The following is a 20,047-nucleotide window of genomic DNA, read 5'->3' on the forward strand; positions in this document are numbered from 1 at the left end:
TGCTCTAAATTATTATCTTTTCAATCTAAAATCTAAAATTTTAAATCTAAAATTACTTCAATACTATCCCTACATAACTTCCCTTCCGCACCCGCTGCCCCGGTGTCAACGATTGACTGCTTACGGTACCCGCTCCGCTCACCCCGACTTTCAGCCCGCTATTCTCCAGCAAGTATAACGCATCCCGTAAACCCATCCCTTTCACGTTCGGCACCACGGAGAAATCCACGCTCCGGGCTTTCAGTTCAAACTCCTTCCCCTCTTTATCCCGTGACGTCATCACCCAATCGGCATTCCCCGCCTCGTCCGTCACGTCAATACCCAACTCGTCATATATAGCCAAAAAATCATCCTTCAACCCGTTCTGACTGATAGGCAGAGTCCGGTCTATTTCTTCCTCCTGCTCATCGTGCCTCATCAATGACGCCATTGAATATACCTTGTCGGCAATCTCCCGGAACACATTTCCCGAAACCACATTACCGTAATATCCCACCGACGTGGAAGGATTATCCACCACGACAATACACGAGTACAGAGGTTTGTCAGCCGGAAAATATCCCACGAAACTTGCCCGATACTTCGGCTCCGCCTTGTACCCCTTTTTCCCTGCCGCCACTTTTGCCGTTCCTGTTTTACCCGCTATCTTACAAGCTGCATTTTTCAGATTTTTGGCAGTTCCGTTCTCCACGACCCCCTCCATCATTTGTCGCATATAAGCCAGCGTCTGCTTGCTGCATATTTTATTCATAGCCACCTCAGGCTCAAAACGCTCTATCACCCGGCTACCCTCTCGGATTTCTTTCACGATACGGGGTTTCATTTTCTTGCCGTCATTTGCCAAAGCATTGTAAAACGCCAACACTTGTAACGGAGTCACCTGCAACTCGTACCCGAAACTCATCCACCGCAAAGAAGTACCGCTCCACGACTTATCCGTGGGATACTTGATATAAGGCTCCGCTTCCCCCACTATATCAATACCCACCTTTCGGTTCAACCCCATCGCGTACAAACGGTTCACGAATTTTTCCGGTTGCTCGCGATAATGTTCATATACAAGTTCAGTGATTCCATTCAGAGAACGCTCGAAAATAGACTGTACGGTTACTTTCCCGATAGGAGTTCTGGACTCCCGTAAAGTTACCCCGTTATGCGTGTATATCCCTTTACCCAAATCTATCGTGTCCGTGGGCAGCACGAACCCGTCCTCCAACAGGGCTACCATAGTAGCCGCCTTGATTACCGACCCCGGTTCGGCAGCATCACCGATCGCGTTATTCAACACCTCACGGTAACCCGTTGCCGTTTTCGACACATTCGCAATTGCTTTGATATCCCCCGTCTTCACGTCCATTAAAATAGCCGTACCGGCATTCGCCTTATAATATTCCAACTGGCGAGTCAATGCCCCTTGCACGATATCTTGACAATCCACGTTTATAGTCGTCACCACATCATTCCCGTCTATCGGTTCATCTACCGTCACGGAAATCCACCTTCCGGACATCATTTGCCGGTAACTCCTTCCCGGCACCCCGCGCAATTGTTTCTCGAAAGCTCCCTCAAGCCCCACGCGCCCCTCGAAAGTTCCATCTTCCGCCTCATTCAGATATCCCACGGTACGATACGCCAAATCTCTATGCGGCTGCAACCGCACATTCTCCCGTTCGAGAATCAAACCGCTTCGGGTACCTCTCTCCCGAAAAATAGGAAATTTCTTAACCTTCATCAATTCGGTGTAAGAAATTTTCTTCTTGTTTATCAACAGATAACGATTAGCCTTCGCCCCGTATTTCCCTTTCCACAACTTTTGCCTGTATTCTGAAGCGGGAGCATCCCCGAAAAACCGCGACAGGCAAATTGCCAGACTATCCACTTTTCTTTTAAACAATGTATCCGCCACCGCCACGCAATCAAACCTTAACGAATAATACGGCACGGAACTCGCCAGAATACGTCCGTCATCGGCATATATATTTCCCCGAATCGGGGCTACCGTAAAATCTTTCCTTGAAACATTCTGCACCTGCTTCCTCAACTCATCCCCTTTCCACACCTGAACGTACAAAGCCTGCACCACGATCAACACCGCAATCCCGATCACCACCAGGTAAACAAGCCCCAGTCGTCCAGCCAACTCATGTTTCATCGAAGATGCCATATTCCTAAATTAGTCTATAAGGTTCATAAAGTTCTTAAAGTTTATAAAGTCCACAAGCCAATAAGATTTATCGACAGTTTCGACTGTCGTCAATATAACACTCCGCAGGGGTCTACTAACCTTAGGAACCTTACAAACCTTATAAACTTTACAAACTCTTTTCATCTTTCAATCTTTATCGGCGGTTCCTTACTCTGCACCAGATCCAACCCGGCTTCTTTCACCCGTCTTTCCACCTCCGACGGCACACTGATGCGCATCAATTCCGACGAGGTTGTTACCGATTCGAAACGCAGGTCGCTCAATTCTTTCTCCAACGCCACCTTTTTCATAAACAATTTCTCTGTATTATACCCGTTCGCTATGTATAAAATACCAAGCAATGTCAGAAAAAGAATAAAAACCATATTTCGGCGCAACACGGTATCGGCAAGCAACCGTCCGTCCAACACCTCTTTCATGGACTCGGCAAGTACCTCCTTCTGTTCCTGCGAAGGAGATACAAAATCCTTTACTTTCTTCTTCTTGAACCACTTCATACCCTTACTATATTTTTTCCGCGATTCTCAATTTAGCACTTCTGGCCCTCGGATTGCGTTCGATCTCTTCATCCGATGGCACAATCACTTTACGGTTCACCAACTCGAAATTCCGTTTCACGTGTCCGTAAAAATCTTTCTCGATCTTTCCCTCGAAATTCCCGCTCTTCAAGAAATTTTTCACGATCCGATCTTCCAGTGAATGATAGGTAATCACTACCAATCGTCCCCCCGGACGCAATGCCAACTCCGCTTGCTGCAACATCTCTTTCAATGCATCCAATTCCCCGTTTACCTCTATACGCAACGCTTGATACACTTGAGCCAAATACTTCTTTTCCTTTTGTTTCGGGACACGAGGCGCAATCACTTGCAAAAACTCTTCCGAACGTCCAATCGGCTTCTCCTCCCGTGCTTTGATTATCAAGCTGACCAACCCGCGGGCATTATCTACTTCACCATACTCTCGGAATACCCGAATCAGATCCTCCTCGCTGTACGAATTTAATATATCCGTTGCTTTCAATCGTCCCCTCCGGTTCATGCGCATATCCAGTTCCGCGTCAAAACGAAACGAGAATCCCCGCCCCGCCTCGTCAAACTCGTGTGATGATACCCCCAGATCGGCTAATATACCATCCGCGTTATCATACCCACAATACCGCAAAAAATTCCGCAGATACCGGAAATTATGATTCACGAAAATAAACCGACTATCATCCGGCACGTTTGCCAATGCATCAGAATCCTGATCAAATCCTATCAGGCAACCGCCTCCCAAGTGTCTTAATATCTCCCTCGAATGACCACCTCCTCCGAAAGTCAAATCAAGATATACCCCCTCCGGGTCTATATTCAACCCGGAAACGGACTCTTCCAACAAAACCGGCACATGATACAACGATTCCATATCTTCTAAATTTAATTTCTTACCCTTGAACCCTCATTTTCAATACATCACAATCCTAAATTCCCGAAATTCAATTTATCCGTCAAAAGTACAAATTCCTCCGTACTCATCGCCCCCTCTTCGTACTTTATTTTATCCCAAATTTCAATCTTCGAATCCAAACCCACCAACACGATCTCGTCACCCTCTATCGCTACCTGCTCAAGCATCTTGCGAGGAATCAGAATACGTCCGTTAGCATCCAGTTCCACCTCCAGCGCTCCATGAAAAAAACCTCTCCGGAACCTCATATGCTCTTGATTGAACGGGCTCAATTTAGCCCGCAATTCTTCGACCAGCCGTAACCATTCGCCCTTGGGATAAACATCTATACATGTCTCGAAAATATTCCGCTGCAACACGAAAGAACCCTCCTGCCCGGCCTGCATTTCCTTGCGAAAAACAGCCGGAACAACCAAGCGTCCTTTGCTATCCAACTTACATGTATAATCTCCTATAAACGACAACATATTCTTCATCCAATTTAATGATGTAAAGTTATTAAAATATTTCCCACTTCAAACCACTTTCTCCCACTTTTTTATTGTTAAAATTATAACAATTTAAAATACAAGCATTTAAACGCACGAAGATACAAAACAGAGGGTACGTTAAACGCACCCTCGTTCTCAAATTACCCTACCGTCAAACTCACGCTATTCGAACAGACCTTTCCGCCCTTCTTCATCGCGAAACAATAGGCTTTCACGTTCTCCGCCGACCAATTTTCAGGCAGCGCATAGCTCGTGCTTCCACTTTCACCCCGGACTCGCAATGCCACCAATCTAGCCCGTTGTACTTCTGTTTCATACAACACGGCATACACCAAGTCATCACCGGCAGCATATCCCTCTTCCGCTTCTTCAGCCTCCTGCACGAACGCATACTTACTCGCGTCCGAATCATACGTCACGGAAACTTTCGGCGTATTCCTGATACCGGCAGCCACTAGCATCCGGGCATAATCCACCGTTACCGCATAATCCTCATCAACACTCACGCATCCCATATTCAAAGAAACGAATGCGTTGGAAGTCGTTCCTCTCCCGATCCCCCGAAACCCTTTCTGCACCACGGGCAGCAGCCAACGCGACAATTCGATCAACGCCTTCATCTTCGCCCGTTGAGTCAACACCTCCGGGGTCGGATTGTCCTTTCTCGAAAAAATCTTCGCTCTAGCGATATTCTGCTTGTTCATGTAACACATCGTCACGTTACCAACCGACTTCGTTACCTTTCCTAATAAATAAGAATTAAATTTTGCCATAACAATAAAATTTAAAAATGAATAAATAAAAAATAAACACTCGATTTCTATCTGCAAATCTAAAATCATAAATCAGTAATACCTCATCCAATCCGGTAACCGCAATGCCGGTCCGGGATCCACCTTTCTCTCCGTCACATCCGAATGTCCCACAATTTCGTCAATAGGATAACAGTTTGTCAAAACCCCGCACACCTCTGCCAGCACCCTTTCCTGCACCTTAGTATACTTATGCCAATAAGTTTTTTCCCGTCCCGACTCATCAACATATACATCCTCAAAAGACACAACCACCCCGCACTCCGCCACAAATTTTCCCCCTTCCTGCCGAAGCTGTCCCAGATTATCCAACTCTATCCCCAACGAACAATAATTCAACCCACTCCGTCCCGCATACCGACTTCTCCCGGCATGCCAAGCCACAATATTAAACGGCACCAACTGAACTACTTCTCCCGCCCTCCCGATTACCAGATGAGCCGAAGCCCCCACATCCGGTCTTGCCAGATAACGAGCCGATGACATAACACTAGCCCCCGCCGTATAATGCAATATAATCATATCCGGTCCGGCAATAACCTGTGTATTCTTCACGCAATCCACGCGAATCACCCCATCCCCCACCAATCGGTGTTTTACAATTGAAAATCCCATATATCAACAATATTAAATCAGTAATCTAAAATCGTAAATCATAAATCTAAAATCAACGTCTGCCTTTTGCGAGGGTCATCAAAATTTTCTCCCCACTTCTCCCGACCACGTATCCGCCCAACCCAATCTCCAACAAATCCCAAAAACGGGAAGTATCCGAGAGAATCGATATATTCGTGAACGTACCTATCAGAATCACCGCGGCAAACGTCAACATCACCAAAGGCCGCCACGATCGTTGCAACCAATTCCCCTTCCCCTCCTCCTGCAACAACGCTGCCCGTACCCGCAACAACTCCTTTTCTCTTTCCAGCAACAACCGCAACACGTCGGCCTCCAATTGTTTCTTCTCACGAGCAGGCAATGTCAGTCGCTCCACCAGTCCACTCACGGCGTCCGCCACGCTCGTTATCGGATTCAGCCCGCTCATAAACAGATGTATTGAGAATTTGAATACTTCATTCCCTCTTCCGACACGAAGAAACAATACAAATGTACCTTCACGCCGTCTTCCCGTTTTACTCGAAAACTTGCACGCTCATCCCGCCGCTGGGCTTCCACACCCTCCACGACCATCGGCACAAATTCCCGATTCCCGTAAATCACGATCACCCCCAAACGGTCGTCCATTTCGGCACACTCCTTTCCTGTCCCGTTATTCCAGTATAATTCCACCCGTCCCTCCTGATCCATCCTTCCTTCCAAATCATACACGCTCTGCCTCGTCCCTGCCGAAAAATGCATCTGCGAAAAATCCCCGATTCTACCATCTCCCTTGAACGCCTTCATGTTCAATTTCATGTGTAAAGCGTACCCGTTAACCGCAATTCCCGCCGCCGACTCATTCCAGATTTTCCTGATAGGAGTTTCTTTCACCCGACAGTAAAATTCCACGGCAACTCTAAATTTCGAGCGCACCAATTCCTGCTTCTCTGTTTTCGGATTCCTCACCTCCGACGGCAAAGCCCTCATGTAAGGTTTCCCGCCCCGTTCACAAAAGACGACATTCCCGACTCGTCCTCTTAGTTTCAAAACACTATTTAATTTTGCCATAACTTTTTTCTTTTAAATGATTACTACAAATCACCTCGATTTGCGAATGCAATATTAGTGCATCCCCACAACTCGCTTACTACACCTAATTATTAATTCATAACAATTCCCCGTAACCCACTATATATCACCCCGATTCCAAAAACAAAAATTGCCAATCGAGCCACCCCCTTCCAGGAATCACCCAATCGGCAATCTCTAAATCACAGAATCAATTCACCTTCTCCTCCACGCACCCCTATCATCCGCTTCCTTCAAGATAGCGGCAATCATCCGCTTCAAGAAAGGCGTCAACTCTCGTTTACGATCAAAAAACTGTTCCCGCAATTGCTGGTAATTCGAGATATCCTCCCCGAACACCTCTTTCATCATCCCCACCAGTTCCTTCTCCCCCAACGCATCCCCCGTGGGCGAATACAACTCGTCCACCAGCACCAACCCCTCGATCAACTCCATAATCATCATTTTGTACTTCTTCGACTTCCACCGAACAATAACCCGAGGTTCTTTCCTGTCCCCATCTGCCTTCCTACACTCCTCCCGTTCACGTGACCAACGCCCTTCTTCCTCCACCAATTTCAACGCCACACGAATATAACAACAAGTACAAGCCCCATTTTTTCCCAAAAGCGCCATCATCAACCACGACACGCTCTAACCAATATTCCAACCCCATCCGAGCCCTTGCCAACATCCTTTCCCGCACCCCGGCATCATCTTCCGCCTCGCTTGCCTTCCTCAAATCTCCAGCGAACTCCCGAATGGCCTTTATATACCTCTCTTCTTCAAAACACACGCCCAAGCCTTCCGCCAACAAAGCGAAAAAACTCGTTTCCAATAATCTTTTCATTGTTACAAATTTAAATTATAAAAACAAAAAGCCCCGGGCACACTTCGCCCGAGGCATATCATCCATTCTTTACATTTTATTTACTTCAAAATAGAAAAAATAGTTTTAAAAATCAACTCAATATCAAACCACAAATTATGCTTAGCAACATACTCCAAATTAATTTTCAACTTATCCTGCATCACAACCTCTCGATAAAATAATTCAGGATCTTCGGCAGTCCCAAGCAATTCATTCTCGTTCCTATACAATATCGAAGCCATATCAGTAATCCCAGGACGAACATCTAGCACTCGCAACTGCTCTTTTGTATACATATCAACATACTTTCGCACTTCAGGACGAGGTCCCACGAAACTCATATCCCCAACAAACACATTTATTAACTGCGGCAATTCGTCGAACTTATATTTACGTATAAAATATCCCGAACGAGTCACCCTAGGATCTCTCCCCCCTATCGTAATAAGCCCTTTCTTATCCGAACCGACACGCATTGTTCGAAATTTATATAACATAAAATCTCGTCCAAATCTTCCGACCCTCGCCTGCCGATAAAAAATGGGTCCCCGAGAATCCAATTTTACCACTACGGCTAAAATTAAAAACACAGGACTTAAGACAAGCAATCCACAACCACTTGCCATAACATCAAAAACACGCTTCAAGGAAATACTATTTTGAAATAATCTCTACAAAATTCGATATCACGTACTCCACCTCCTCGTCACTCAGGCAAGTATGTAAAGGAAGCGTCACCTCGTTACAATACTGTTTATAAGCATTCGGGTAATCTTTTATATCAAACCCTAAATTTTTATACGCTGTCATCATCGGCAATGGCTTATAATGTACATTACAAGCAATCCCTCGCTCTGCCATCTCCACAATAACCTTATTCCGGGAATCACAATCTTTTCCCAACAAACGCACTAAATAAAGATGCCCGCTAGAAGAATAATCATCCCCATAATGATCAAGCACCTGTACATTACAACCTTTTAGCGCTTCATTATAACGATTTATAATTTGACGGCGACGATAAAGCATTTCAGGATAACGTTTCAACTGCGCCAATCCTATTGCAGCCATAATATCGGTCATATTACATTTAAAATTTGGGGCCACGATATCATACTCCCATGAGCCGAGTTTCGTTTTGGCAAGCGCATCCTTGTTCTGACCGTGAAGTGATAAAAGTTGGAATTGTTTATAAATCCATTCGTCATCAATACCTGGTATATGTTTCCATGTAAGTGCCCCACCTTCTGCCGTAGTAAGATTTTTAACAGCATGAAACGAGAAAGAGGTAAAATCTGCAATTTCACCACATATCTTTCCGTGCCGCTTCGCACCAAAGGCATGAGCAGCATCGGCAAGAACAATTACTCGTCCAAACGCTTTTTGAATATCATTTGAAGGACGAAACAAGTGTTTTTGACTTTCAACAGCGGCGAACACCTTGTCATAATCACATATTATTCCCCCCAAATCCACCGGAATAATGACTTTTGTACGTTCTGTAATAGATGTCGCCAACTTAACGTAATCCATCTCAAACGAACCGGAAGCCGTGTCAACCATAACGACCTTAGCTCCCACGTGACAAACCACGCTGGCAGTAGCCGTGTACGTGTATGCCGGAACAATCACTTCATCTCCTGGACCTACACCCAAAACACGAAGTATCAATTCCATGCAAGCCGTAGCTGAATTCAAACAAACAACTTTACTCGTATTACAACACATCGCTATTAAATGCTCAAACTCTTTCGTTCTCGGTCCCGTCGTGATCCAACCGGAACGAAGCGCTTCACAAACTTCGGCAATCTCCGCCTCCGTCATATCCGGAGGTGAAAAAGAAATATTTTTCATTCTCATAATATGAAATATTATTTATTCTTCCTTATTGTTCCTATCATAGTTCCCCAACCATAAGAGCAATGCACCATAAAAAATAAAATAGGCAATATCCCTATATATTTATACCCATATTTATGACATGCAATTAATGTAGCAACAAACGCCGCAACAAAATAAAATCCGATTATAACGGTCAACATGTACCAAAAAGAATGATAAACTCCTCCTACAAGCAGCAAACCAACAACAACTAACACAAAAACAGCAGGAACTAAATGTCGTACACTGATTGAATTTCTATCAACAAATAATAATACTCCAATCGATTTTCCATTAGCATACATTTGTCGTACACTTTCTTTTATCGTTGCACGTGCATAATACGTACAAACTATATTAGGATCAAGATAAATTTTATACCCGAACTTACGAATCCTAGAATTAAACTCATTATCTTCTCCGCGAGGTAAATCTTCACGCATCCCACCTACTTTTTCTAAAACCCTCCGAGGGAAAGCACCAAAAGGTACCGTATCAACAAACTGAGCTTTAGTTCCAACTCGAAATGCTGCACCTCCAATACCAAATGGAACTTTATTCAATATTGCATTTGCCTCCGCTTGACAACTAGAATTTTGAGATTGTATGTTCCACACTCCCCCCACATTCCCGTAATCAGCATGAGCAGATAAATGTTGAACACATAACTCTATATACCTTTTATCATAAATAGCGTGAGCATCCAATCGTATAACATATGGAGCAATTGAATTATGAACACCTATATTAAAAGCTATAGACTGAATTCTACCTGGATTATCCAATAGTCTAATATTGGTGCATCGTCTTCCTAATTCAAAAACAATTTCCCGCGTTTTATCAATACTTCCCCCGTCCACAACTAAAATATCCATTTCTTCCAAAGGGAAAGATTGATTAATCACTGATTCTATACACTTGGCAATAAATCGCTCTTCGTTAAGAGTTGGAATAATTATCGCAACTTTATATTCTTTCATTAATTATCTAGCAAAGAATGTTTACCTAACTAGTGCTTTTTTATCTGCTTACGTATTACGATATTTTGCCCATCCAAACAACTTTCTTCATTTGAGATCAAATTACATATAACTTCTGCAACATCTTGAGGCTGCATTATTGTTGTTGGATCTTCATTAGGCGCTAATCGTTTTCTTAATTTTGTTGCACATCTACCCGGGGATACACAATATACTTTTATACCATATTCTGACAATTCATCAGTTAAAGTTTGTGACATTGAAATTATGGATGCTTTCGATGATGAATAACTCAACCAACCAGGACGAGGGGTCATGCCCGCAGTCGAAGCAACATTCAAAATCTTTCCTCCACTTTTCTTCATATATTTAACAGATTCACGTATCAAAAGAAACGGAGAAAATACATTAACTTTATATGTCATCTCCATATTATCCAATGTAGTTTGTAATAATGACTGAGGATCCGTGTAACCCGCTATATTTAACAAACAATCTATAGATCCATATTTTTCATATATTGCTTCAATTATTGCAGGAATTTTTTCAGGATATTGAAAATCAATATCCCAAACCGATATATCTTTCCCTGTTTCATCCATTAGATTTTCAGTTACTTTCATCGCTTCAACATTCCGTCCAAGCATTGCAATATGCTCATACTCTTTTGCATGACTCAAGAGTATGGCAACTTCTCGACCAATTCCAGAACCTGTGCCTGTAATAACACATGTTTTCATATTATTTCCTATTTATAATATAATCTTTATATATAATTTCTCCAAGTAATAAATCTATCGGCTCTGTAATTTTTATATTAAAACTAGTTCCCCGAATAACCTTAATCTTTTTCTGACTATTAGCAAACATTAAACTAGCATCCTCTGTATAAACGTCACCACGTTGCTTTGCTTTATCATGGGCATCTATTAAATCAGAAACTTTAAACTTTTGAGGCAACTGCACGTTTAGTAATTCCGACCTATCCAAAATCCCTGAAACATAGCCATGTCCCTTTAAAACCGTATAAGAAATATTATAACCATAAATAACATTAAACTCCTCGTCATCTATCAAAGTTTGAAACTCTTCCTGCTTTACAAATGGGCGAGCAGCCTCATGGATAATCACAAATTCATTATGCACAGCCTTAAGTCCATTATATACTGATTCTTGTCGAGTTTGTCCAGCATCAACGAATACAATTTTTGTTGCAATATTATATTCATGAACCATTTGTTTAACGACATGACGATACGATGGAGCACAAACAACAACAATTTCATCAACATCTACTAAACGATCTACACGTTCCAAAGAATGCATAATCATCGGTTTTCCAGCTAATAAAAGATATTGTTTAGGCGTATCTTCTTGCATTCTACTCCCTTTACCACCAGACAATAATACTACTGAATACATATTTATTCTATTTTAAAAAAGTTTTTTTAAGGTCTAATTCAACATAATCGTGATGTGATACACGCCTTTCCATTGGAGGTAAAACCATATAATCATTATACAACGTTTTAAGGTATTCGTGTGGCTTCTCAACCCCTAAAACTTTGATACTTTCAAACACATACGCTTTCGGCATCCCAAAAAATGAACGATGCATAATCTCTTTAATCCCCCAATTACCAACTAAATTTCCAACATATTCCGAACTATCAAAATCTCTTTGCTCACAAAAATGATTAATCCTATTATTAAGAAACCGTTCAGATACAAACAAAGGAGAAATACTCCTACCCAAAATTATAGACAAATTTTTATACCACTTCCGATTATTTCGAAAGGCACATGTCACCATATCATGTAACCGTAAATTTCTAAGTATCGGTTGATAATTCTTATATGCAGATTCACGTGTATCACCAATACCATCTAATGGAAACACATCAATATAAAGCCCCCTCTTCACCAAATGACGAAGATGTTCCACCAAATATGTCCGAGTATCGTATATTTTTGCGAAAACATATGGATAATCTAAATTATCACCCCGAGGGTATTCTACAATATACGGCGCATGAAATTCTTTTGAATATTTCTGAACAAACTCCATATAATCTTTTCGTGGCATTCCAACATCAATATCATCATCCCAAGGAATAAAACCTTGATGCCTAATGGTCCCCAACATAGTCCCCCCGACAACATAATACCTTAAGCCATTCCTTTCACATTGTTCATGAAACCACTGTAACATCTCTAAAAGTACAGAATGAACAACATCAATTTTATTATTCATATCAGTATGTTTATTTATATTAATTATGCCCTAGATGAAATATTCAACCGATTTTCTAACTTTCATATACACGACTATTGTAAAATCGCTTTATATATTTCTTCATATTTGTCCGCCATCACCTTAATGTCATAATTCTTAGCTCGTTGAATACATTGTTTGGTTATTATTTCTCGATAATCTTTGTCATTTAATAAACGCAATACCCCCTCCGCTAACGCTTTTTCGTCATTAACCGGGAATAAAATTCCTGCTCCTTCCACAACATTGCAAAGTCCGGGAACATTAGAAGCCATCACAGGTTTACCTGCTGCCATACCTTCTACTGCCGCCAAGCCAAATCCTTCAAAATTAGATGACATTATTACAACATCCGCAGTTTTCAACAATGATGGCACATCCTCACGCACACCTAAAAAATAACATCTGTTATCTACACCTAAATCTTTAGCTAATTGTCTATTCTTTTCCATGAGAACACCTTCCCCTATAAACATAACACGACACTTATCAGGAAGATGTAAAAGCGATTCAATTATTAGTTCCTGTTTTTTTTGAGGATTAAATCTAGCAACCTGAGTCAACAAAAATACATCATTGGGAATACCCAATTCTTGTCTTCTTGCAGGCTTCGCTGATTCAAAATCAGAAATATTTATTCCATTATCTATCGTAATAATTGGAGTCTCAGGATTAACGAAACGAATAAGATATTCCTTTGTAGCTTCTGATATTGTTATTACAGCCTTATAATGATTATAAACGAATCTTTCTATAAATTTAAGCCATTTTTTACCTTGCCTATTATTTTCTGTTGAATGCTCGGTTGTTACTAATTTACACTTGGCACCTGAAAGCATCTTCGCAAATAACACCCAGTAAAGCCCAGGAAACAAGTGCACGTGAATTATATCATAACGTTTAATTACCGGAATCAACTGAAATATCGGTAGGAAATTATACACACGTGTCGGACCATTATTTAAAGCTTTATAATGTGCCCCCTTTCGGGTAACTTCTTTTGCGTATGAAAGAGGAGATTCAATCAAAGCGAGTACATCCGTTTGATGGCCTTGGTCAATCTGTTCAAGAATTAATGATGCCACTAATCTTGCAGCACCATTGCCTACAGCAAAATTACTAACTACATGAAGAATTTTCATTATTAATAACCTTACAAGTTTAAGACATCATCAATAAAAGATATTGACTCTTCTCTCTTTTTAATATAATCTATTTGATTTTTAGAGTAATCTATTTTTTCAAGAGATTCAATATAAGCTATAGATAATTTCTCTTCTGTATCACAATATCTATCTTCTGTATGGAATAATTTTGTGATACAGGAGATTCTTGTATTCATGGGACTAATAGCATTTCGACTGAAAACAACAAACTCTCGTTTATATATATGAGAAAAGACAATCGCATGAAAACTATCTGTAAAAACAAATTTTGAATAGCGTACCAACGATATAAATTGACCTGGAGAAATATCATATAATTGAATATCACCAAAATCGGCATCACATCTACGATAATGACCGGACAAATGAGGTAACGTGATAATTTTCAAATTATGTCTTATGGCATATTCCATAGCCAATTTGCGAGCTACTAAATTTTTCCCCAAGAAATAACAAAAAATATAATCTTCTTGATATAAACGCTTGGAGCAAATATCATTCCATTGAAACTCCGAAAGCAATAATGTCGGATCAAGACAATATGTAATCGGCATTTTTATAACATTCTCCAATAATGCAACAGACGATTCTTCTCGTACAGATATTGCATTATAATCACTTAAACTTCTCTTGAAAAGCGAAATCTGCGACATTGTTAAACGCTCCTTTGAAATGCTCGCTGCATATGATATCTTTTTATTTTTAGGACTTACAAAATCTAAAAAATAAGGCGGATGATACCAATCAATATTCCATACTTGATCACTACCCGTAATAAAAATGTCATATTCTTCATTACTTTTTTCTATAGTTATATCATTATAAATAGTTTTCGAGTGTGGTATCGCAGTTCTAAATATAGAAATCGCTTTTTCTCTCTGCAATAAACTGGATTTAATTTTATAATCTGAAAACTTATAGCATACAGGTGCTATTATTGATTTAATACGATCTTTAATTTCATTTATTGTTAAAAGTCTTAGACTCTTATTAGATTTCTTATACGAAGAATCATATGAAATCTGTTCTGCATAGCAACCTCTTTCATTCAAAAATTTACATAAAGCATACGCTTGCAATAATCCGCCATAGTTCTTACTGCCGAAATAATGCGTAATAACACCTATTTTTTTCATTATAAGGTTTTTATTTGACTAATATATTTTGACTTTTTAATCTCATTTCTTATTATACCGGCAACAAGCATATATATGACTAATGGATATACATCATATAAAGGGTTCCCTGAAAATCCCCAACCCAGAAACAACAATTCTAAAAATAAACAAACTGCAACCACGAAAGAGTCATCTCCATACCGAATTTTAGCATTCAATAACTTCATGGAAGAACCTAAATCATGGATAAATACTGGCATAAGAACGAATATGCCGATTAACCCTGATTCACTCAAAATTTGAAGATATATATTATGTCCATTGTTATACCTTCCCAAAATATTTGATGAAGTCGCTATACCTTTACCTATAATAGGATTTTGCATAAATTCATCCCATAATACGCCGTATATATTTATACGCCCGGAAGACCAAGAATCACCTACAGTTCGCATAACAAGCCTCATACCAACATCTGTTTTCAATAATATCACTAAAAACAGAACACATACTACAATCGAAACGAACAACGCTTTTAGCATGTATTTTCTGTTATACAAGCAATACATAAACAAATCAATAAGAATTACCAATAAAACAAAACTCCTTTTTCCTGTTTGCATCAGGAAAACATAGCAGATAACCAATAAAAGAAATATAATCTTCTTGTTTACAGCTCTCATCTCAATAGACGGCTTCAATAAATAGCACGATAAAATCCCGATAAAAACGGATAGATAAAATCCAGTAATTGCTGATTGAAAGGAAAAACCCACTAAAGTTCTATCTTTTAGGAAACCATCACATATTTGAAATTTCTCTAACCCTAAATGCAGTAGATTAAACCAAGCCAAAAATTCCGGAGCGACAAGTTGCACGATACACCCTAAAAATGCTACAAACGAAACTGCAACAAGTGCTTTAATCTGAAGAATTTGACTACTTCCTTTACTATTCCAACTATATATTAATAAACCTATTACAAGTGCACCACCAAACTCTATTACATTATTCAAATTTGAAAAATCTCTTAAAACAGAAAGTAAAGTCAGAATTATATATGTAAACCACGCAAGAAATTGATGATTAATACTAATCTTTTTTGTATATGCAAATAAAAGAAAAGCAGTTGCTATAAGCATCATAATAGATATCACCTTTGTCATCTCTGGAAACAAAAAAAGAGCTAACAGATATATGAAAACTATTATAACAAAAGACTTATTGCTATTTACGTGCTTTGACATAAGAAACAATATCAACGACGGTGATTAATATACGACCTTAATACGTTCATAATTAATGATGCATTTCTTATCTTCAAAAGAAGATACATCGCTTTTTTTAACCTGTTCATTCTCCTAAAATTCAAATATCTCAATCCATTTCTAAAATTATGACTTTTAATAATATTCTTAATTCTATCTAAAGATTGATTTGTATCTACAATACATAGTATTTCTGATAACTTCAATGTTATATATCTAGCACTGATTTGCCGGCTAATGTCATATTGCGGATATCTAATATTATACTCCTCCAAAATTATATTCACATTGTCTTGCGACTCATTATACTTTTCACTTAACACGTCAATAGTATGAGTAGCAGAATTCATATTTACCCTATAATAGTAGATATAATTATTATAATCAATATATACATTATTCATGCATGCATAAATATATTCGGTATTAAATAATCCATCTTCGCTATACTTTATATTTTCACGAAATAGAATGCGCCCTTTTTGTATAATTTCATTGCGATATAAGATAGCACACGAAGAATACAATGTAAAACCTGACATTGTTCCGTCATCTACTATATGATGCTTCAAATCTTCCAAACAATATAAGCCTGAGCGCAATCTATGCTTTATGGGAACAACAGTATTTTCCATAACTGAATATGCCCCCATTGCAACAAGATCTATATCGTCTTTCATTTTCGACATCAATAATTCACAATAGTTTACATCAATATAATCATCCGAATCTATAAATGTCAAAAACTTACCTTGAGACAAATTTATACCCGCATTTCTAGCAGAAGATACCCCACCATTGGATTTTGAAAAAAATTTCACACGGCTATCTATTTTCTGCCAATGCTTACATATAATTGCTGAACTATCTTTTGACCCATCATCAATTAATATAATCTCGATATCACGGCAACTCTGATTCACAACACTTTCAATACATCTATTCAGGTATTGTTCAGCATTATAAACTGGAATTATTACACTAATATTACACATTCCTATTTTAGGTTAAAAACATTTGTGGTGTTTCTGAAAGAATACAATAACAATATTTAAATAAAATTTTAGAGACTTAAATTCCAGTTATCCTTCTTGCATAAGAAATAATTCGTCTCAATAAACTAGGTCTCGTTCTTTTTGTGATAATCCCAATAAGAGAAAACTCACTCTTATTAAGCACATCAAAGAAATCATCTCTATATTTTGAAATTTTCACACTATGTTCTATACAGGAATTCCCTAATAATATTTTATTATAATCTGTACTAACACCATCTACTTTTAATTGAGAATATATTCTTTTGCCCCTCTCCGTATTAATAAGTACAGCACTAACACCTTTATCATCATAAAATTCAGGATGATATAATTCTACCCCCCAGTAATCTCCTAATGTAATATCACTCTGACTTCTTCCCCCCTTTGCTGGACAAGCATAACAAGATGGACGTAAATATATATTATGAAGAAAACCCCGCATAAAAATATTATTCCTATGCATTTCAAAGAAATTGGCTTCTTCTTTGTCATAACGAATTTCAAATCCGAATTTCCTCCAACCTAACCGCTTATTTCTAAATGATATACCCGATATAACTGGTTTCTTATCCTGAACAATAAAACCGATTTCTTTTAGATATTGACACCACACTAGAGGACTCGGAACTCCATGACATATTACATCTACTGTAATTAAATTCTTATAGTCTTTTCGCAAAAAATGTAGCAATCCAGAAATTTGGCAAGATGTACCACTAAACAAAACAAACCGCCCCTGTTTCAAGAATACTTCAGCTTGCTTATACGTTTCACCGATTACACTTTGCACATATTTACTACCTCTAAAGGGTATAATGCCTTCAATAGTTTCTGCATAGTCATGAACAACTTCCCACCTGTCATTAAAACGAGCTCCGAAAACAACGCCTCCATTTTCTATTACTTTTTCCGCAAGCATAGAAAAAATACCACCGGAGGAACTATTTATACGAATCTCATCAACTTGACATTTAGACGCATAAACTTCTATCGGGCTTCGATTTCCTCCTTGATTTATAACCGGACATACTTTTTCACATAATCCGCAATCAATACAACAAGTTCTATCTATCTCTGGATAGAGGAAACCTTCCTTATCCTCTTGCATTGTTATACATCGTTTAGGACAACGCTGAACACAAGCACCACAACCACAACAATCTTTTTTATCCTGAATATTTATCATTATTTTTTCTGGAAAACACTCTAACTAATTTTTCATTAATAAAATTGCGCTCAGACTTATTTAGTCCTAGAGTATATGCAAAGCATACAACACAACAAACACTCATTACACCTACAATCACAAAGGAAATAGAGCTATATGGGACAAAAAACTTAACCAATACTGAAATAATGAAACTTAAAAAAAATACTACTGCACATTTCAAAATAACATTGCTAAAATATTTTCGCAAAGAAATCTTTATTAATGGTCTAATTATAAATAAACGTACAACGAATGCTATAGCACAAATAACAAGATGCACAACAAATACTGAAGCTGGATTACCTCCCATTTTTAAAACAACATACGAAACAGGAAGGATCATCAATAAAATTCCTCCTATGACAGATTGATATACTTTTACTTTTCCTGTAGCTGCAGCAGAAACCATCAATGGATTTGCAACTGAGTCTATAATAGTAACACATAAAATTAATTTCAAAAATACTGCAGAATACCGAGGAACTTCTTCGAGCCAAATACTCAATATCGTTTCTGTCTCTAAAGCTATAGGTAAAGTTAGCATTAAGAGTAAGAAGAAAGTAAATCTTGAACTGCGGAAAACTAAACTATGCATATAATCTAAATCCTCTGTTGCATACGACTTGGTGATTTGCGGATTAAGTGCTGTCTGAAAGTTTGAGGAGAATTGAGTAACTGCAGACTGTACTTGTACAGCCACACCTCTTGCTGCATTTACAGATGGTCCGAAAAACACGTTTAGCAAAATATTTAATCCTTGTGTAAATGCTATATAAGCACAATTACCCCATAAATTCCAAGCGGCAAAAGAAAACATCTCTTTAAAGAGTGTCTTATCAAGAATAAATTTAAACTTTGTTTCACAAAAATGTTTATTACAATATGATGTATATAATATACGAATTCCGACTTGCACCACAAAAAGTAAAATCGCGTATAAAACTAATTTATTTACATTTCCTATTCTTAATAAATACACGATTACCAATTTCAGGAAAACCTCAACTACAGATATATACGCAAATATAGACATCTTTTCGTGAGCAATTATAGCAGCATTATATGGAACACTAATTATAGCAACAACCATGGATAAAATGGAAACATGATACACCCAATGTGCGGCAAACACACGCGATTCCGGTATTACCATCTTTTCATTCAGCAACCACAATCCAATAGTCTCCGAAAGAAGAACTATTACAATTGCTATAATTATATGAATTACAACACTTATACTAAATACTTTCTGAAGTTGCCTAAAATCCCCCTTACCCAACTCAAACACAAGAAATCGTTGAGTGCTTGTTGACATTGCACTATTTATAAAGCTAAATAATGCAACGACACCTCCAACTACATTATAAATACCATAATCCTCAACACCTAGCGCAGCTAATACCTCTCGAGATGTATATAATGTTACTGCCATTGTAACTAGCATACGAAAATATAGCAATATCGTATTTTTAGCTATACGTTTGTTATTTGAGGAAATATCTAACATAAATAATTAATACCTATAAGCACCCAAATGTATTCACCAAACCGCTATGAGTTTACGCAGGAATTCTATTTTTATCAAATAAAGCCTAAGCCAAATAATAATTTGATT

At 38.7% G+C, this 20,047-nt stretch carries 22 protein-coding genes; all 22 read right to left on the reverse strand.

Translation table 11 applies throughout. From position 1 onward, the window contains the following. Positions 1 to 52: 52 nt before the first annotated feature. Entirely contained in the window at positions 53 to 2,164 is a 2,112-nt protein-coding gene (locus CS948_RS17810) for a penicillin-binding protein (protein WP_255302069.1), read from the reverse strand. Between the two features lie 161 nt (positions 2,165 to 2,325). After that, complete coding sequence (locus CS948_RS17815) at positions 2,326 to 2,703, reverse strand: FtsL-like putative cell division protein (protein WP_099293267.1); 378 nt, start codon at positions 2,701 to 2,703, stop codon at positions 2,326 to 2,328. A 7-nt stretch (positions 2,704 to 2,710) separates the two neighbouring features. After that, positions 2,711 to 3,613 (reverse strand): 16S rRNA (cytosine(1402)-N(4))-methyltransferase RsmH, encoded by a 903-nt coding sequence (gene rsmH, locus CS948_RS17820; protein ID WP_099293269.1) that lies wholly within the window; start codon positions 3,611 to 3,613, stop codon positions 2,711 to 2,713. A 47-nt stretch (positions 3,614 to 3,660) separates the two neighbouring features. After that, the gene (gene mraZ, locus CS948_RS17825; protein ID WP_099294671.1) at positions 3,661 to 4,122 is read right to left on the reverse strand and encodes a division/cell wall cluster transcriptional repressor MraZ; all 462 of its coding nucleotides are present in this window, start codon (positions 4,120 to 4,122) and stop codon (positions 3,661 to 3,663) included. Between the two features lie 164 nt (positions 4,123 to 4,286). Further along, on the reverse strand, positions 4,287 to 4,919 hold the full coding sequence (locus CS948_RS17830; protein ID WP_099293271.1) for a DUF6266 family protein: 633 nt from the start codon (positions 4,917 to 4,919) through the stop codon (positions 4,287 to 4,289). A gap of 72 nt (positions 4,920 to 4,991) precedes the next feature. Next, on the reverse strand, positions 4,992 to 5,573 hold the full coding sequence (locus tag CS948_RS17835; RefSeq protein WP_099293273.1) for an N-acetylmuramoyl-L-alanine amidase: 582 nt from the start codon (positions 5,571 to 5,573) through the stop codon (positions 4,992 to 4,994). A 52-nt stretch (positions 5,574 to 5,625) separates the two neighbouring features. Further along, entirely contained in the window at positions 5,626 to 6,003 is a 378-nt protein-coding gene (locus CS948_RS17840) for a 3TM-type holin (protein ID WP_099293275.1), read from the reverse strand. After that, complete coding sequence (locus tag CS948_RS17845; RefSeq protein ID WP_099293277.1) at positions 6,000 to 6,626, reverse strand: DUF6266 family protein; 627 nt, start codon at positions 6,624 to 6,626, stop codon at positions 6,000 to 6,002. Before CS948_RS17845 ends, CS948_RS17840 begins: the two co-directional genes overlap by 4 nt. Positions 6,627 to 6,842: 216 nt before the next feature. Then, a complete protein-coding gene (locus CS948_RS17850) occupies positions 6,843 to 7,214 on the reverse strand; it encodes a hypothetical protein (RefSeq protein WP_141560985.1) in 372 nt (123 codons plus the stop codon). Continuing rightward, the gene (locus CS948_RS17855; RefSeq protein WP_099293281.1) at positions 7,171 to 7,476 is read right to left on the reverse strand and encodes a hypothetical protein; all 306 of its coding nucleotides are present in this window, start codon (positions 7,474 to 7,476) and stop codon (positions 7,171 to 7,173) included. The genes CS948_RS17850 and CS948_RS17855 overlap by 44 nt, the downstream gene beginning before the upstream one ends. Positions 7,477 to 7,556: 80 nt before the next feature. After that, on the reverse strand, positions 7,557 to 8,144 hold the full coding sequence (locus CS948_RS17860; protein ID WP_099293283.1) for a sugar transferase: 588 nt from the start codon (positions 8,142 to 8,144) through the stop codon (positions 7,557 to 7,559). 7 nt (positions 8,145 to 8,151) lie between these two features. Beyond that, positions 8,152 to 9,351 (reverse strand): DegT/DnrJ/EryC1/StrS aminotransferase family protein, encoded by a 1,200-nt coding sequence (locus CS948_RS17865; protein ID WP_099293285.1) that lies wholly within the window; start codon positions 9,349 to 9,351, stop codon positions 8,152 to 8,154. Positions 9,352 to 9,368: 17 nt separating this feature from the next. After that, positions 9,369 to 10,358: a glycosyltransferase family 2 protein gene (locus CS948_RS17870; RefSeq protein WP_099293287.1), complete on the reverse strand. Its 990-nt coding sequence runs from the start codon at positions 10,356 to 10,358 to the stop codon at positions 9,369 to 9,371. A gap of 29 nt (positions 10,359 to 10,387) precedes the next feature. Then, entirely contained in the window at positions 10,388 to 11,098 is a 711-nt protein-coding gene (locus CS948_RS17875; protein ID WP_099293289.1) for an SDR family NAD(P)-dependent oxidoreductase, read from the reverse strand. Position 11,099: 1 nt separating this feature from the next. Further along, complete coding sequence (gene ispD, locus CS948_RS17880; protein ID WP_099293291.1) at positions 11,100 to 11,780, reverse strand: 2-C-methyl-D-erythritol 4-phosphate cytidylyltransferase; 681 nt, start codon at positions 11,778 to 11,780, stop codon at positions 11,100 to 11,102. 7 nt (positions 11,781 to 11,787) lie between these two features. Beyond that, positions 11,788 to 12,612 (reverse strand): phosphorylcholine transferase LicD, encoded by an 825-nt coding sequence (locus CS948_RS17885; RefSeq protein WP_099293293.1) that lies wholly within the window; start codon positions 12,610 to 12,612, stop codon positions 11,788 to 11,790. Between the two features lie 74 nt (positions 12,613 to 12,686). Next, positions 12,687 to 13,775 (reverse strand): glycosyltransferase family 4 protein, encoded by a 1,089-nt coding sequence (locus tag CS948_RS17890; protein WP_099293295.1) that lies wholly within the window; start codon positions 13,773 to 13,775, stop codon positions 12,687 to 12,689. Positions 13,776 to 13,786: 11 nt separating this feature from the next. Then, positions 13,787 to 14,935: a polysaccharide pyruvyl transferase family protein gene (locus tag CS948_RS17895; protein WP_099293297.1), complete on the reverse strand. Its 1,149-nt coding sequence runs from the start codon at positions 14,933 to 14,935 to the stop codon at positions 13,787 to 13,789. Continuing rightward, entirely contained in the window at positions 14,935 to 16,062 is a 1,128-nt protein-coding gene (locus CS948_RS17900; protein WP_176555115.1) for an O-antigen ligase, read from the reverse strand. The genes CS948_RS17895 and CS948_RS17900 overlap by 1 nt, the downstream gene beginning before the upstream one ends. Before the next feature lie 113 nt (positions 16,063 to 16,175). Further along, positions 16,176 to 17,180, reverse strand: a complete 1,005-nt coding sequence (locus CS948_RS17905; protein WP_099293301.1) for a glycosyltransferase family 2 protein — start codon at positions 17,178 to 17,180, stop codon at positions 16,176 to 16,178. 76 nt (positions 17,181 to 17,256) lie between these two features. Beyond that, entirely contained in the window at positions 17,257 to 18,408 is a 1,152-nt protein-coding gene (locus tag CS948_RS17910) for a Coenzyme F420 hydrogenase/dehydrogenase, beta subunit C-terminal domain (RefSeq protein WP_099293303.1), read from the reverse strand. Then, a complete protein-coding gene (locus tag CS948_RS17915; RefSeq protein ID WP_369689228.1) occupies positions 18,389 to 19,864 on the reverse strand; it encodes an MATE family efflux transporter in 1,476 nt (491 codons plus the stop codon). The genes CS948_RS17910 and CS948_RS17915 overlap by 20 nt, the downstream gene beginning before the upstream one ends. Between the last annotated feature and the right edge of the window lie 183 nt (positions 19,865 to 20,047).

This window comes from Butyricimonas sp. Marseille-P3923 (genome assembly GCF_900184685.1).
GTDB lineage: Bacteria > Bacteroidota > Bacteroidia > Bacteroidales > Marinifilaceae > Butyricimonas > Butyricimonas muris.